The organism is Motilimonas eburnea, assembly GCF_021295345.1.
GTDB classification, from domain to species: domain Bacteria; phylum Pseudomonadota; class Gammaproteobacteria; order Enterobacterales; family CBDFNC01; genus Motilimonas; species Motilimonas eburnea.
On the sequence record NZ_JAIMJB010000009.1, the window covers coordinates 73,996 to 91,228 of the forward strand.

The window sequence follows — 17,233 nt, forward strand, 5'->3', positions numbered from 1 at the left end:
CTATTCTATGGTAATAAGTTCCTGACTCTATTTGTATCTCGAGGTTTATTATGGCGAAATCTGACTCCCCCAGCTCGGTCATACTGCAAAATGTGTTAGCCCTCATCAAAACAAAATTGAACAACGACAAAGTAGCGTTAGCACAAGAGTTTGTGCTGTATTTGTATCAGCAAATTTCTGAGCAGGATCTTGCCCAGCGTAACGACAGCGACATGTATGGGGCAGGGATCGGACTATGGAACTCCCTTAATCAAAGAAATAGCCATGAGCCTTACATCAAGGTGTATAACCCCTCACTGGATAAGCATGGCTGGCAATCTACCCACAGTGTCATTGAAATCATTGTTGATGATATGCCCTTCTTGGTGGATTCGGTGCAAATGACACTACAACGCCTGAACATAGGCTCCCACTTAGTATTACATCAGCCCATGGGGCTAGGGCGAGACAAGCAAGGCAAAGTCAGCCAAATCAGCATCAAAACCGACGATCTGGTGACAGGTAAATTAAGCAACGAAACGGTATTTTTAATTGAAATCGACCGACAAGCCGACGAGGCCAATTTAAAACAATTACAAGATGAGCTCAGCAAAGTCTTAAAAGACGTTGATCTCGTGGTCAGCGACTGGCGGCCATTAAAAGCAAAACTAGAGTCGGTTATCAAGCAAATTGAACAGTCAAAATACCGAGGTGAAGAGGCGCATAAAGAGCAAGTTGTTGCCTTTTTAACTTGGCTGGCTAACCATAATTTAACCTTAATGGGATACCGTGAGTATCAGATTGAGCCGGTCGCGGGGGATCACAAGATAAATCCCGTGATGGACACCAGCCTTGGGTTAATGCGAAAAGGGCAAGGGCAAGAATTAAGCTTATTATCACAGCTGCCCAAAGAAGCCCAAGCAGAAGCCGCCAGCCAAGAGCTGTTGATCTTAACCAAAACCAATGTAAAAAGCAGTGTTCATCGACCCGCCTACATCGACCATATCGGCATTAAACAATTTAACAAACAAGGTCGAGTGATTGGCGAACATCGTTTTATCGGCCTTTACGCCTCATCCTTATATAACAGTAGCGCAACCCAGATCCCCATGGTGCGACAAAAAGTTGAGCGGATCATGGACGGCTCGGGTTTATTAAAAGGCTCCCATGCTTATAAAGCCTTGGTGAATGTACTTGAAACCTTCCCCCGTGATGAACTATTACAAGCCAAAGAAGCCGAGCTATTGCAAATTGGCACTGGGGTGCTGCAAATGCAAGAGCGCGACATGACCCGTTTGTTTGTGCGCAAAGATGCATTTGGCCGCTACATCTCTTGTATCGTGTTTGTGACCAAAGAGCGCTTTAACACCGCATTGCGGGTCAAAACCCAACAAATATTGGCGCGTTATTTCAAAACACAGCACCAAGTGGAATTTAACACTTACTTTACCGAAGGGGTGTTGGCCCGCACCCATTATTTAGTCAGGGTGGATGATATTGAGATGACAGTGGACGTCAAAGAAATCGAGAATAACCTGATAGAGGCGGCGCGCTCGTGGGACGATAAAGTGCAGGCAGCCTTGTTTACCCACTTTGGCGAAGCCAAAGGCAATGCGCTGGCCAAGCGCTACGTTACTGGCTTTCCGCGTGCATACAAAGCCGATATGCTCGCCGGTAGCGCCCTGGCTGATATTCAAGCACTAGAAGCATTAAACGACTGCCATACCTTAGGCATGCAATTCTATCGGGCGCAAGAAGAGCAATCTGACTCGCAAAATGTCAAACTCAAACTGTTCCATAAAAACCAGCCCATTCATTTATCCGATGTATTACCCATGCTAGAAAACATGGGATTGCGGGTGATTGGTGAGACTCCCTATGCGGTAAAAATAAGCGATGGGTCGGTAGGGTGGATCTTAGATTTTTCCATGACCTATACCGGCAGTGTGAATTTTAAAATCGAGCAGCGTCAACACGACTTTCAACAAGCGTTTGCCAACGTTTGGTCCGGCGAATTAGAAGACGACGGTTTTAACCGCTTGGTGCTTGGCGCCGAGTTAACGGGTCACGAAACCGTCATTTTGCGTGCCTATGCCAAATACATGCGCCAAACCGGCACCACCTTTAGCCAAAGCTATATTGAAGCGGCCCTCAACCGGTATCCGAATTTAGCCCGATTGTTGGTAGAAATATTTGATGCCAGATTTAACCCACACAAAGATAAAGGGCGTCAGCAAAGTAAGCTCAAAGACGCCATTTTGGCGCAGTTAGACGAGGTCGCTAATTTAGATGATGACAGGATCATCCGCCATTTCTTAGAGATGATCTTAGCCACCATCCGGACCAATTATTATCAGGTAAATAGTCAGGGGGTAGCCAAGTCCTATCTATCCCTTAAAATCAAACCAAACAAAATCAGCGATATGCCAAGGCCACGCCCGGCATTCGAAATCTTTGTTTATGCGCCTGACGTAGAAGGGGTGCACTTGCGCGGCGGTAAAGTGGCGCGCGGCGGCTTACGCTGGTCTGATCGCCGAGAAGATTTTCGTACCGAGGTGCTTGGCTTAGTTAAAGCACAACAGGTAAAAAATACCGTGATCGTGCCAGTGGGCGCTAAAGGTGGTTTTGTTTGTAAAAAGCAGCCTGAAGGGGACCGCGCAGCGATTTTTGCTGAAGGGCAACGTTGTTATCGTATCTTTATTCGTGCCTTGCTCGACATTACCGACAACATAGTTAATGGTGAGATAGTGCCTCCTTTGAATGTGGTGCGCCACGATGAAGACGACCCCTACCTTGTGGTGGCCGCCGACAAAGGCACCGCCACCTTCTCGGATATCGCCAATGAGATCAGCGCCGAATATAATTTTTGGTTAGGCGACGCCTTTGCTTCTGGCGGTAGCCAAGGCTACGACCACAAAAAAATGGGCATTACCGCCAAAGGTGCGTGGGAGTCGGTTAAACGCCACTTCAAAGAAATGGGGATAGATTGTCAAACCACCGATTTTACTTGTGTTGGTATCGGTGACATGGCGGGGGATGTGTTTGGTAATGGCATGCTGTTATCGAAACATATTCGCTTACAAGCCGCTTTTAACCACATGCACATTTTTATTGATCCCTCCCCCGATGCCGCCAGTACTTGGCAAGAGCGCAAGCGCTTGTTTGATTTACCCGGATCAAGTTGGGCCGACTACAACAGTGAATTGATTTCAAAAGGCGGTGGCATCTTTTTGCGCAGTGCCAAATCCATTACCCTAACCCCAGAAATCAAAGCCATGATTGGCTCTAAACGTAAAACCATGGCGCCCAATGAGTTGATCCGAGAGCTGCTGCAAATGCAGGTTGACCTATTATGGAACGGCGGGATCGGCACCTATATCAAGTCGAAACAAGAAACCGATGCTCAGGTTGGGGATCGCGCCAATGATGCGGTGCGTGTGAACGGCCATGAGGTGAACGCTAAAATAGTGGGAGAGGGCGGTAATTTGGGCTGTACCCAGCTTGGCCGGATTGAATTTGCGGCGAGCGGTGGGCGCATCGACACCGACTTTATTGATAACGTCGGCGGCGTGGATTGCTCTGACAATGAAGTGAACATTAAGATCTTACTTAATGGCTTGGTTAACGATGGTGAATTGACCATCAAACAGCGTAATAAACTGTTAGTGGATATGACCAGTAATGTCAGTGACATAGTGCTCACCAATGCGTATCGTCAGGCGCAATCCATTTCGGTTACGCAAAACTTGGGGGCCGAAAGCTTAAAAGAGCAAATCCGCTTTATCCATGGGTTAGAGAAAGAAAAGCGCCTTGATCGCGCGCTGGAATACCTGCCCAGTGACGACGAACTATCGGAGCGTTTAGCCCAAAATCAAGGGTTAACACGGCCGGAGCTTTGTGTGTTATTGGCCTATGGCAAAATGGTGCTTAAACAAACCCTTAACTGTCCCGAGATCACCGACGATGGCTATTTAGCGCAAAGTCTGGTTAACTCGTTCCCTCGTGTATTGCAGCAAAAATACGCCGCGCAAATGGCTAAGCACCCCCTACGTGGCGAGATCATTGCTACCCAAATTGCGAACCAGATCGTCAATGATATGGGGCTGAATTTTGTAGCACGCTTGAGCGATGAAACCGGTGCAACGGATGGCGAAATTGCCAAATGCTATGTGATGGCGCGTGAAGTGTTTGATCTTGATAGCATCTGGCGACAAGTTGAAGCCCTAGATAATCAGGTGTCGGCGCAAACGCAATTAGCCATTATGAGTCAAACCCGACGCACCATTCGCCGTGCCACACGCTGGTTTTTACGCTTGCGGAATCGTAGCTGGACCATTAGCGAAAATATTGAGTTCTACAAGCCTGCTTACCAGCAGCTGCACGAAAACTTACTTAATATTTTAGTGCCAGAAGAAGTGAAGGTGATCGAGCAGCAAAGCCAAGCCTTGGTTGAACAAGGCCTGCCCGAGGCACTGGCAAGCACCATTTGTCAACAAGACTTGCTATTCTCGGCGCTGGACTTGGCTCAGATATCAGAGCAGCAACAGCGCACCATCATGATTTGCGCCGAAATTTACTTTAACTTGGGTTCCAAATTGGAGCTGCATTGGTTCCTAGATCAAATCAACGGCCTCGCGGTGGATAACCACTGGCAGGCATTGGCCCGCGCATCATTTCGAGAAGAACTTGATTGGCAACAAAGATCACTGGCATCTGGCGTATTATCTGCCTGTCATGAAACAGATTTCTGCGGTAATATACTCGACACTTGGTTGCAACGCCACGAAGGGCTGTTGGCACGCTGGCATCATATGCTGGCAGACTTTAAAACCAGCTCGACTCATGAATTTGCCAAGTTCTCCGTTGCGTTGCGAGAATTAAACCTACTAAACCTAAACTGCCTTGCCAATACCGAACAAGAATAGTGAAAGGTAACGGCAGGTCGCCAAGCAGCTTATACATAAAGGGGCGAATAGCCCCTTTATTGTGCTTGGTCTAAACGAATGCCCCGTGGCGTTGAAAGTGCCTATACTTAAACGCCGCGAATGTTTAATAAGAAAATTGAGGTCAACATGTTATACCGTCTTGCTAGAGAAGCGTTTTTTAAATTGGATGCGGAAAAAGCGCATGATCTTGCGATTAATAACTTCAAAAGAACGCAAAACACACCATTAGAAATGGTTTATCGTCAAAACCTAAGAAAGCGTCCGGTTGAAGTCATGGGTATTACCTTTGACAACCCAGTCGGTCTAGCCGCGGGTTTAGATAAAAACGGTGAATGTATTGATGCCTTTGCCGCCATGGGCTTTGGTTTTGTTGAGGTGGGCACGGTCACTCCAAGAGCACAAGACGGTAATCCAAAGCCGAGATTATTTAGAATTATTGAAGCCGAAGGCATTATCAACCGCATGGGGTTTAATAACCGCGGTGTTGATTATTTAATTGAAAATGTAAAAGCAACCAAATACCAAGGTGTGATTGGGATTAATATTGGTAAAAACTTTGATACCCCAGTTGAAAAAGGTAAAGATGATTACCTTATTTGTATGGATAAAGTGTACCAACATGCGTCTTATATTGCGGTTAATATTTCATCACCTAACACGCCGGGATTAAGAACACTGCAATACGGTGAAGCGTTAGATGATCTATTAAAAGATCTAAAAGATCGCCAAGCTGAATTAGCACAAAAGCATAATAAATATGTTCCGCTTACGGTTAAAATTGCGCCTGATTTAACGGTAGAAGAAATTGTCCAAATTTCAGATTCGTTTGTGCGCCATAACATAGATGGGGTGATCGCAACTAACACCACCTTAGCTCGTGATATGGTGAAAGGCATGCCACACGCAGGTGAAGCCGGAGGTTTGAGCGGTCGCCCAGTGCAAACCAAGAGCACCGAGGTTATCCGCATGCTGAATAAAGAAATAAATGGCGCGATGCCAATTATTGGTGTGGGCGGCATCGATTCAGTTGTATCGGCTAAAGAAAAAATGCAAGCGGGGGCAAAATTAATTCAGGTCTATTCTGGATTTATTTACCATGGCCCAGGCTTAATTAAGAACATTGTCGAAAATTACTAATTCTTTTTGCGGATTTTAAACTCAACACTTGATTTATTATGACATTTATTTTATAGCTATAGGCGTTTAATAAATTTGAGTGGATTATGATTTTAAAACCTGACGACAATTGGCTTTGGAAAATTGATAATAAAAGCTCCCAACTGACTTTAGAGTTGGGAGACGATTTGGTTTTCCAGCCTTATCTCAACCGCAAAAAAATGGTGCCGTTTTATCAAACCGAGCAACCCTTTAGTGTTGATGATGCGGCGATTTACTACCAATTGTTAGATCAGCTGAGTCCTCAGGATCTGGCCAGTGCGGTAAAAGTATATTGGATCTTAAACGCCATCACCGCCATTCGTTTTCACAAACCCATGATGCCACAAAGCTGGTTTTTTAAAACCCAGCCTCAGTTCTATCAAGCCTCCCAGGGAGAGCTGATAAGCTTAACTTGTAATGCAGGCCACAGCGCTCGCTATTTGGTATTAGAATCCAACTCGCAAATAACCCTGTGTATGCTGGTAGAGCCGCAGCACATTTTCAGTCAGCACAAAACACTGCAACAATTTGACGTGATCAAAGTGATGAACGACAGGGTGGCTTGTTTACACGCTAGCGATGCCGACCTTGAAGATCGTGCCAGCGCCTAATACTTTGTTTGAAGCATGCTGAATTCCACTTCGCCTAAATCGCTATTTGTAGCCATAATAGAAGCAATGGCAACTCAAATTAGATCAAACATCCCGAATGCTGATAGAAAAAACACTGGCTGAGCTGGAAATAGGTCACTACATAGTGGACATATTACAACAGCAAAGAAATATTCAACTTAGTCACCCTTGTTATGTCGAGTCGGCGCAAACCATCGCGGTTTTGCATAATAAGGGGATACAAAGCGTGATGATCGACACCAGCCGCACCCGCAGTGTTGATCAAAGCGATGAATCAACCCCTAACAATAGCGCACCACAGCAAATTGAAGCTGGCTTTATTAAACGAATGGGCAAGGCCAGTCGTATTTTTAAAGAGTCGAAGCAATTACAGAAAAAGATCTTTGAAGATGCGCAAAGTGGTCGTGAATTAGACTTGGCGCCCGTTATTGAAGCCACCAACGCGGTGATAGACGAAATATTTAATAACTCAGACGCCTTAGCCAGTGTTATTAATATTCGCAAAAAAGATCTGTATTTATTAGAGCATTCGGTTGCGGTCTCGGTATTGATCTCTATTTTTGCCAAATATTTAAAACTAGAGCGTGACGTGATCCATCAACTGGCTATTGGCGCATTTTTGCACGATGTGGGTAAGATCATGGTGCCCGATGCCATTTTAAACAAACCGGGTAAATTGACGGATAATGAATTCACCATCATGAAAACCCATGTTAATCACTCTATCCATGTGATTGAAAACACGCCAAGCATCACTAAATTAAGCTTAGAGGTCGCCGCACTGCATCATGAGAAGCTCGATGGCACAGGCTATCCCTATCGGGTCAAGGGTGAAAAAATTTCTCAATATGGCCGCATGATCGCCATTTGTGACATCTTCGATGCCTTAACCGCGAATCGCGTCTACAAAGACGGGTACGCCCATATTAAGGCGTTTAATATTTTGCGTCACATGGCCAATGACGGCCACCTTGATAGCCAATTAGTGGATCAGTTTATAAAGTGCATGGGGGTGTACCCTGTGGGCACCTTAGTCGAGTTGCACTCCAATCAGCTTGCCATTGTAGAAAGCAGTAACCCAGCCGATCCCATCAACCCAAAAGTACGCCCCTTTTATAGTGTTGAACAGCACATGTATCGTCCAAGCACGGCGGTTGATCTAAGCGATGGCGAAGACTACATCATTAAAGGCGTGCGCCCCGATGATTTTGAGCTGGACATGGAGCAAGTGATCGAATACCTCATCAAACAAGGTTAACCCGTTCCCGAGCTAGCTCGCCTCCCACAGAGGAGGGCTATATTTACCCGTGGGAGCGGTTTTTAAACCGCGAATAAACTAGCCCAGTGCGGCCTCGGTATAATCACAAAATGGGTAATGAGAGCAGCCCATAAACGCACCGTATTTGCCTTGTTTACTTTGTAAGGTGCCACTTTTACAACGGGGGCAAGTTTCAACATGGGTTAGCTGCTGATCCAGGCCAACCTCAAATTCATCCAGCTCAACATCATACTCCCCCTCTAATAACTCAAGCACAAACGGGCTAGGGCGCTGCATATTGGTAACAAGGTACACCCGTTGCTTAGCCCGGGTTAGGGCAACATAAAACAAGCGACGCTCTTCGCTATGGCGAAAGCGCTCTGCTGGCGGCAACAAGGCATCCAATAAAAACGGTGTGGCTTTTTGGGCCGGAAAACCATGGCCACCTTGCTCTAAACCTAACACCACCACAAAATCAGCTTCTTTGCCTTTACTGGCATGCACGCTCATCGCACTAATCGATAAGCCAGGGTAAGCTTGATTTAACCGGCTAAGCTGCTCGTGCGATGGCAGTAAATGATGATACCGGGCCAGCAGTAATACCTTATTTTGGCTCGGTTGCGTGGCAATGCGTGGCTCTATTTGGGCTAATACCGAGTTAAGGGCATGTGGCGTGCTGGTACGTAAAATCGATACGGCAGGGGCATCAACCTGTTGGTGGGTGTTAAGGGACTTACTCAGCTGGGCCGGGTTTTGGCACACAAATTGGCTACTCACATCGGCAATGCTGTTATTAAAGCGAAACGTTTTATCAAGGGCCAACACCGCAGACTCGCCTTTGCCCGCGCCGAAATAGGTATCAAAATCCGTGGTTAAATTGACATCCGAGCCCGCAAAGCGATAAATGGCTTGCCAATCATCGCCGACACAAAATAGCGTATTATCTGGGTGTCGATCCCGCAAGGCGCGTATTAATCGCGCTCTAGGCTCGGAAATATCCTGAAACTCATCCACTAAAATATGCCGCCAGGGTGATTGAAAACGCCCATCCATCACATAATTAATGGCGCGACCTATCATGTCATCAAAATCAATTTCATTGCGGCTGGCTAAATAACCTTGATAAGCCATCAGTAAGGGTTGCAGTAAATTCACCGCGGCGCGCATTTGCTCAGCATTCACCAAGGCCCCCAAGCGAACATTTAGGGATTGCTGATCAAGCCAGCAGGCTTTATAAGCCCCCACCATTTGGCACAGTAGCGCGCCGAGCTCGCCAATCATGCCTTTTGCCTGACAATGTTCAAAAATTTGCGCGTCAGAGAGCGGGCGCATCAGCACACCAAGGGAGGTTAACTGCGCCGCCAAATTATCAAAAAAGGTGTCTTTTTCCAGATCGCACACATAATGCTCAATCAGCTTAAAGGTTTGCTGGCTGATCTGCTGCTTACGCGCCATGTAGGCCTGTTCATCTAAATAGCGGGGCACTTGGTTATGCTTGTCGAGCAACCAAGTGATCAAGGTGATCTGATATTCCGGTAAAAAAATCCGTGCCGGCTCGGCTAATACATGCTCGCCGTTGCTGCTAGGAGGCAGATACTCATACACTATCCCTTGCCTAAACAGCCAATTAGCAATACATAAATCGCTATGATGTAGCATCATTTCGCCATTTAAACTGGCCACCCCGTGTTGATGCATGTAATTGAGGTAATCGCCGCCATCATCAAAATCAAAGGGGGTAAGACAAGGCGCACCATGCTGCAGCAAAAACGCCAACACTTGCTGCTGGTAGTCTGCCTGCGTCATTAATTGTTCAAACTGGTGCATGAGCCAAGCCAGCTTAGCGTCATTGTCTTCAACAAACGGGGTTAAATTAGGCGCTTGGCCTTCCACCTCGGTGATGATATGCAAACCCAGCGCATGAAACGTGGTGCTTTTAATGGTTTCATCGGGCAAACAAAAAGCCAAACGTTGGTCCATTTCTTGCGCCGCTTGGCGACCAAATGCCAACAACAATATTTGCTGCGCACGGGCCTGACCACTGGCTAATAAAAATCCCGCGCGGCCAACCATGGTGCTGGTTTTGCCTGTACCGGCACCGGCCAACACCAAGTTGCTGCGCTCATTGATCACACAGGCCTTTTGCTGCAGGGGCGTTAACGGGTTAGATTCAACGGTATTAAAATAATGACGGTGCAAAATCATTTGTTGATCTATGTACTTTTGCTGATGCTGTTCTATCTCAGCTTCAGACCAACGCGCGATGACTTGTAATAAGGTAAGGGCACTGGCAACGGACTTTCCCTGCTGTGCGAGTAGTGTTGCACTGCTGTGAAGGGGGTGGGCATGGCCCGATGGGGCGGCCGTTTCGTCGTTAACCATAAGTAACGGCGCTAATACCCCTTGTGCTCGCTGGATCAAGGCTAACATGGTGCTTTTGCGTACATAACCTTGCTTTAATGCGCTGTGGCATTCCTGTGCAGCGGCCAACACTTGCGCAGAATGAAATCGTGCCCAATGTTGCATTGCTTGGGGCAACAAGCGCTGCAGAGGGCGTTTGGCCAGCCAAGGCACGTAATGGATTTCGTTATCTAGTGGAACGCACAAGGTATCAAACAAGGTGCCTTGCTCCACACTTAAGGGGGCAACAATATCTTGCCAGCGATACAGCTGCTTTTGAACGGTCAAGCCTTCGGGGCAGAACACCAGCTTAGTTAGCTTACTGCCGAAAAATCCACCAAACCAATGGCTATCAAAATGAACAGTAGAGGGTGAAGTTGGCAAGTCGTTCAAAAGTCATATCCAAGTAAGGTAATACATGCAAGTAGCCCAATTCTGGCTACGCCTCCGAAAACTGATGTTCTATGTTACTGATATGGCCTAGTGAAGTCTCGAATATTTTTATTTAGTCTGGCTTTTTTTGTTTCGAATCAGCGCTATTCCACCAGTCAATGCACAGCTTAATAGGGGATTTCCGCTATATGGGTTCACGGCAATGAGATCTATCATTTAAAACGTGATCTTAATCATGTTTTTCAGAGTGAGGAGCGGTGATGAGTTGGGTTGATGTACTAGCAAGCTATTTATTTGTCTTAAAGTATCTCGTTTATGGATTAGCGATTATTTTAGTTATCAGTGGACTTGATGACTTATTTATTGATTTGGCTTATTGGTTTCGCCGTCTTTACCGCGCTCTGTTTGTTTACAGTAAACACCCTCGTCACGAATACCGAGATCTCCATCTAGCCGATGAAAAGCCGTTTGCCATCATGGTGCCAGCCTGGCAAGAGCATGGTGTGGTGGGACCGATGGCTGAATTAGCCGCTAAAACGTTAGATTATGAAAACTATCATATTTTTGTGGGAACTTACCCCAACGATGAAAAAACACAAGCCGATGTCGATGCGGTTTGCGCGCGTTTTCCCAATGTACATAAAGTCGTTTGTGCCAAGCCCGGGCCAACCAGTAAGGCCGATTGTTTAAACAACATCATAGGTGCCATCACCTTATTTGAACAGCAAGCTAAATTCGAATTTAGTGGCTTTATCTTACATGACGCAGAAGATGTTATCAGCGCGATGGAATTAAGACTGTTTAACCACCTAGTGGACAGGAAAGACTTGATCCAGTTGCCTGTTTACCCATTTGCACGAAAACTAACGGATTTTACCAGTGGCCATTATCTGGATGAGTTTGCCGAGCTACATGGCAAAGATGTTCCTGTGCGTGAAGCGTTAGTGGGGCAAGTGCCCAGCGCGGGCGTGGGTACCTGTTTTAGCCGCCGTGCAATCAACATCTTATTAGAGGAAGGCCAAGGTATTGCCTTTGATGTGCAAAGTTTGACTGAAGATTACGACATCGGGATCCGGCTGCGACAGCATGGACTGGAGGAGATCTTTGTTCGCTATCCCGTGGTTACCAGCGAACACCAAAATAAACATAAGTTATGGACCGGCAAAAGCCTAACCCAGAGTAGCGTTGTGTGCATACGCGAATACTTCCCTGACACATTTCATACCGCGGTTAGACAAAAATCACGTTGGATCATTGGCATCGTGTTCCAAGGGTTCAAAAACCATGCGTGGAGCAGCGACTGGCGACTTAATTACTTTTTATGGCGTGATCGCAAGGGCGGCATTACCAATTTAGTGGGATTTCTCGCCGTGTTGATATTTTCACAGCTAGGCCTGTTGTGGCTGGTGCAGCATCTGGTTAACGACAGTTACAACTTTTTATCTATCTATGGTGATGAAAAATGGTTAGCAGTGTTACTCACCATCAATGCGGGCTTACTGATCAATCGCATGTTGCAGCGGTTTATCTTTGTCACCAGCTATTACGGTTGGGTACAAGGCTTGGTTTCACTGCCGCGTATGGTGTGGGGCAATATTATTAACTTTTTTGCCAATGTCCGCGCTCTGCGTCAAGTATTAGCCATGGGGGATGCAAGACGGGTTGCATGGGACAAAACCTCTCATGATTTTCCTCATATAGGAGAGCAAACCTCACGTCAAAGGTTGGGTGAAATATTAGTTCAACAACACGTATTAACCGCGTCACAGATAGAGCTAGCATTGCAAAATAAACCGGCGAGTCAAAAATTAGGCCGTTATTTATTTAGCCAATCACAAATAACCCCAATGCAGTTAGCTACCGCCCTAGCGGCGCAGGCACATGTTCCGGTTGAACGATTTGATTTATTTGCTATTGCCCCGAGCTGCTGGCAAATACTCAACAAGCAACTGGCTTATCGATATCAAGTGGTTGTTATCGAAAATGAAAAAGATGAACTGCTGCTGGCCAGTGAAAGCTATTTATCGCCGGTGACCTTAGCGGCCATATCCAGAAAGCTAGGTAAAAAAACTCGCTATGTGATTGCCCTGCCAGGCACAGTCACGCAAGCGCTAGAATATGGTTATAGCATGAATGCTACCGAGCAAGAGCAGCTAAAACAACAATATGCGCTACGCAGTCGCGATTTATTGGATGAGGAAATCGCGCAGCAGTATTCCGTGATTGAAATTGTCGCGGAGCAGCAACACCTGAGCAATAGCATTGTTAACCAATTGCTGATTGGCTTTGAAAAAACGGATATTTCATTGGCACAATACTTTGTCGATAAAGAAGTCATTGATTGGACCACATTAGGTCAACTGAACATGACATTTAGTGAAACAAACGCGCTTAGCTATAACCATCCAACGCTTGAGGCAACACGTTATGCGCACAGTTAATCTCCTTTTTGCCTTGCTGATATCGGGCAGCGTTTTGGCCAAAACCGATTTTCCAGCCGGAGATGGGCTGTCTGAATTTACCCAATTTCGACTCTATCCTTTTGTGGATAAAGCATACCAATACATGCACAAAGGCCAATATGGTGAAGCGGTAAAGGAATGGCAACACGCCTTAGCTATATCACCAAACAATTTGGTGATTGAAAAAGAATTGTTTAAATCCTACTTGGCATTAGGCCAAGATGCGTCGGCAATTCAATTGTTAGCGGATTTCGACAAACGAACCATCACCACTCAAGCCCAGCTTTTGCTGTTGAGTGATATTTACATATTGGGATTACAAGCCAAGCTCTCGCCATTACAAGACAAAACCAATGACTTGCTAAATCACCCTTTGTGGCAGCCTCAAACAGCGGCCAGCGAGGCAAAACTTAACCAATTGTTATTGACTAGCGTTAACTTAAGCAAACAGGGCGCCCATTACGAACGCGCCATGAGCCAACTACAACGCCGTCTGAAAATAGATAAAGAGCCGTTTAATCTGCATCGAGAATACGGCTATTTACTGCTGAAAGTCGGCCGTAATGAGGCGTTAGAAGCGCTACTAGCGAGCCAACCATTTGGCCAAAGCAAGGCGGCATTTGCCCTTGCTGGTGAGTTAATTCAGGTTTATATCAACTCAGGTAATACCGCGGGCGCATTAAAATGGTTAGCCATGCGTGATAGCAGTCCAGTTGGCCAATTAACGCAACAAGAGCGCCAGCAGTGGCTAACCTTATTGCTGGAAGCGGGGCAAAAAGAACAGGCAAAGCGCTTGTTAGAACAATTACCGGCTGATTTTCACAACCAAACCCTACTCGCTCAATTAAATTCGGAAACAGGGGATATCCCACATACCCGAGATGCGATCTTTAAGGCATTGGCGCAAATTGAAAATGCCAAGCAAGAGCAAGAACTGCTTGATCTTGCAGCAGTACAAATCGCAAAACATCATGTTGGTTTAACTGATTTCGTTAATTATCCGGTTCGGTTCAAACAAAACACCAAGCAATGGCGAACCTTAGCACTTAACTTGGCGCAAGAAATGCGTCATTGGCCAAGCATCATTACCTTGCTAGAAGGCAAACAATCAACAGGCTCCTTGACGCAATCGGAGCAAGGTTTGCTTATGAGTGCTTATCAGCACCAAGGGATGGCTAAAAAAGCGCTTAACCTGATGCAGGCGCTATACAATAAAGACGCTAACTACCTTGATCAGTATAGTTATTTTCTGATGCAACAAGGCAACGTGCCATTAGCCCGGCGAGAACTGATCAAGCATTATCCGTATACATCATGGCCAGTAAAAAACCAGCAAGATTTAAAGGCAAGACTGCTGCTTACACTTAAGGCTCTGTCGCAAACAGAGCAGAGCCAAAAGGCGCTTATGCAATTACAAAAGCAAGCCATTAGCGATGCGGATAAACGGGTTATTGCACAGCAGTGGTTGGCCATAGGGCAATGTGAACAAGCGTGGCAGCTATCCCAACAATTAACGAAACCGCTAGCGCAATCAGACCTGATTAACTTGGCGTATTGTTTCCAAGCTAAGGATGCAGACAAAGCATACCAAGTGTTTAAATTAAGTGAGCAACAGGGTTACAACACTCAAGTACAACTTGCGCTGGCTTACCATGAAGCAAAGCAAGGCCAGCATGAATTGGCTTATCGTCGTTGGTTACAACTCAGTAAGCAACCGGATTTAGCGACCAAACACTTGTTGGCCATGGCGAGTACAGCAATGGCCTTATCCCATTGGTCACAAGCCCAGCAGTGGTTGACTCAATATCAGCAAAAAAATGGCGAACAAAATGCCGAATATTGGCAACAAAGCGCCCAATTAGCCAAGGCCTTACAGCAAGATGAGCAAGCCTTAAACAGCTTACAGCAAGTTTATCTGCTGCAACCCAGCGCCGACGTGCTGAGCCAAATAGCGCAATTACAACCGCCAGAGCAAGCCGCTGCAAGTTTAGATAAGGCCCTGCTACTGGAGCCAAACAACAGCCACCTGCAAGCACAGCGGGGTTATCTGGCCCAGCAATTAAAACAAGAGGATGCCAGTAAATACTTCGAGCAGGCCCTATTAGGCATGCCTGCGCATTATCCGTGGTATGAAGAATTGGCTTACCTCTATGTCAATCAAAATGAACCCGAACTGGCTCGCGAGCGATTAGCGGTCGCCGTTGAACATAAAGACGAATACATCACCACAGCAACAATAGATGGGATTTCAGCGCAGCAGCACAAATTCAATTTGACGCGGTTTAATGAACAATTAAATCGCGATTACAGTGTAAGGCTAGACTATTGGCAAGGTGAAAATAGTATCCCCGTTGACTTAGGGCTTGGTGCTGTGGACCTAACCGAACCGTTCGCCCATTATTGGAGCGCCGAAATCGAAGCCAAACCTCATCTCTTACACCTAGGACATCCGCGATTGAGTGCTTATGCGCGCCTCATCGGGCAACAGCAAACCGAGCAAAGATTTGACTCGTTAAGTGGCGTTACCCTCACAGGAATTGGCTTGAAATATCAACCAATGAAAACCCAATCATGGTACTTATACTTTGAACCCCAGTATAACTTTGAACAGCAACAGGCTGATCTGTTACTGCGCACCACGGCATCTATGTTAAATCAGGGTAAATATTCGGGTGATTGGCATGTTGATGGCAAGGGTTGGACCGAGCAGGAGTTGTATTTTGATGCTTCATACAGTGTAGAGCGCGATGAATATAGCTTGCTTTCAAAATACAAAATAGGGCAGCATATTAAATTAAAACAAAGTGTTAGTTATGCTGCATCTGTTATGCCTTATACTGGCGTGATAGCATCAACCAGTACCTATGGAAATGATGCGCGGGCATTCGCCGGTGTTTCCCTTAACCTCTGGCGAGAGGGCAGTGAACGTTATGCGTATCGTCAAAAACACAGTTTCGCCATTGAGTTTCATCATTCAGTCGATACCTATTTAGCCGATGATAATGGCATCACATTTAAGGTGAATTTAGCATGGTAAAAAACACACTGAGACATTGCTTGCTACTGGTTAGCTTAGGTTTGCTGGCCTGCGCGGCACACGCGCGCTCACCGCAACTTCCTTGGCAGCCGTTGCCGGATAATGCATGGGTAGTTTATCAGCCACAAACCAGAGACATGGCATTATCAGAAATAAAATGGCACCACATCTTTAAACAGTTACAGCAGCAAGGTGCAAAAGGGATCGTTTTTCAATGGAGCGCCTTTGGCACCGCGCATTTTAATCAAGGGTTACCAGAGACGCCCAACCTCAGTGGGGTTAACCTTGAGCGTTTATTTGAATTGGCAGCGCAGCGCGGCTTAAAAGTGAAAATTGGCCTATACAGTGATCCGGCTTTCTTTAAGCAGATCAAGCAGTCACCCGAAACATTGGATGACTATTTAGCACAGTTACAACGCCATTCACTGCAACAAGCCATGCGCTGGCAATCAGTTTGGCAACACTCAGCCTTTGCTGGTTGGTATATCCCAGAAGAAATTGACGATTATCATTGGCAAAGCCCACTGCAGCAGGAAATACTAATTAAGCATTTGCAGGAGTTTATAGGGAAATTAAAACAGTTGACGCCAGAGCAAGATACCTATCTGTCTGTGTACATAGGGGGCCATCAAGAGCCAACGAAAACCTCGGCCTTCTTTAAACGAATTGCTGAACAAACCGAGGTTAATCTGTGGTTGCAAGACGGCATGGGCACCCAAGCCTTGTCGCAAGTACAGCGCCAGAGCTACTTTAACGCCTTACTGTCTTGTAAAAAGCCGAGCAATACCGGATTGATTTACGAGGTATTTCGCCAGCAATCTGGCCCTGATGAAACCTTTACCGCGACTTATGTCGAGCCACAACAATGGCAACAGCAACTAAAGCAAGAGCAAATCTACTGCCCAACGCAGAACATCGTCTTCTCGCTGCGCTATTTGCCCTTGGCCAAAGGTTACCTACAACTCTAA

The 17,233-nt window shown here is 46.2% G+C and carries 8 protein-coding genes; 7 read left to right on the forward strand and 1 reads right to left on the reverse strand.

Going from position 1 to position 17,233, the window contains the following annotated elements:
* The first annotated feature begins 50 nt into the window (after positions 1-50).
* From K6Y21_RS10765 to K6Y21_RS10780, 4 genes are all read left to right on the forward strand, one after another.
* Positions 51-4,904 carry an NAD-glutamate dehydrogenase gene (locus K6Y21_RS10765; protein ID WP_233071851.1) on the forward strand — a complete coding sequence of 1,618 codons (4,854 nt, stop codon included), beginning with the start codon at positions 51-53 and terminating at the stop codon, positions 4,902-4,904.
* A gap of 147 nt (positions 4,905-5,051) precedes the next feature.
* Positions 5,052-6,062 carry a quinone-dependent dihydroorotate dehydrogenase gene (gene pyrD, locus K6Y21_RS10770; protein WP_233071925.1) on the forward strand — a complete coding sequence of 337 codons (1,011 nt, stop codon included), beginning with the start codon at positions 5,052-5,054 and terminating at the stop codon, positions 6,060-6,062.
* Positions 6,063-6,148: 86 nt separating this feature from the next.
* Positions 6,149-6,694 carry a cell division protein ZapC domain-containing protein gene (locus K6Y21_RS10775; protein ID WP_233071852.1) on the forward strand — a complete coding sequence of 182 codons (546 nt, stop codon included), beginning with the start codon at positions 6,149-6,151 and terminating at the stop codon, positions 6,692-6,694.
* 97 nt (positions 6,695-6,791) lie between these two features.
* Entirely contained in the window at positions 6,792-7,973 is a 1,182-nt protein-coding gene (locus tag K6Y21_RS10780; RefSeq protein WP_233071853.1) for an HD-GYP domain-containing protein, read from the forward strand.
* Positions 7,974-8,051: 78 nt separating this feature from the next.
* Here K6Y21_RS10780 and K6Y21_RS10785 read toward each other — a convergent pair whose 3' ends face one another.
* Positions 8,052-10,766 (reverse strand): UvrD-helicase domain-containing protein, encoded by a 2,715-nt coding sequence (locus K6Y21_RS10785; RefSeq protein ID WP_233071854.1) that lies wholly within the window; start codon positions 10,764-10,766, stop codon positions 8,052-8,054.
* A 260-nt stretch (positions 10,767-11,026) separates the two neighbouring features.
* Between K6Y21_RS10785 and K6Y21_RS10790 the strand changes: the two genes are divergently transcribed.
* From K6Y21_RS10790 to K6Y21_RS10800, 3 genes are read left to right on the forward strand one after another with little or no spacing between them, the layout of a single operon-like run.
* The gene (locus K6Y21_RS10790) at positions 11,027-13,207 is read left to right on the forward strand and encodes a glycosyl transferase family protein (RefSeq protein ID WP_233071855.1); all 2,181 of its coding nucleotides are present in this window, start codon (positions 11,027-11,029) and stop codon (positions 13,205-13,207) included.
* A complete protein-coding gene (locus K6Y21_RS10795; protein ID WP_233071856.1) occupies positions 13,194-16,265 on the forward strand; it encodes an NfrA family protein in 3,072 nt (1,023 codons plus the stop codon). Before K6Y21_RS10790 ends, K6Y21_RS10795 begins: the two co-directional genes overlap by 14 nt.
* Positions 16,259-17,233, forward strand: a complete 975-nt coding sequence (locus K6Y21_RS10800) for a DUF4434 domain-containing protein (RefSeq protein ID WP_233071857.1) — start codon at positions 16,259-16,261, stop codon at positions 17,231-17,233. Before K6Y21_RS10795 ends, K6Y21_RS10800 begins: the two co-directional genes overlap by 7 nt.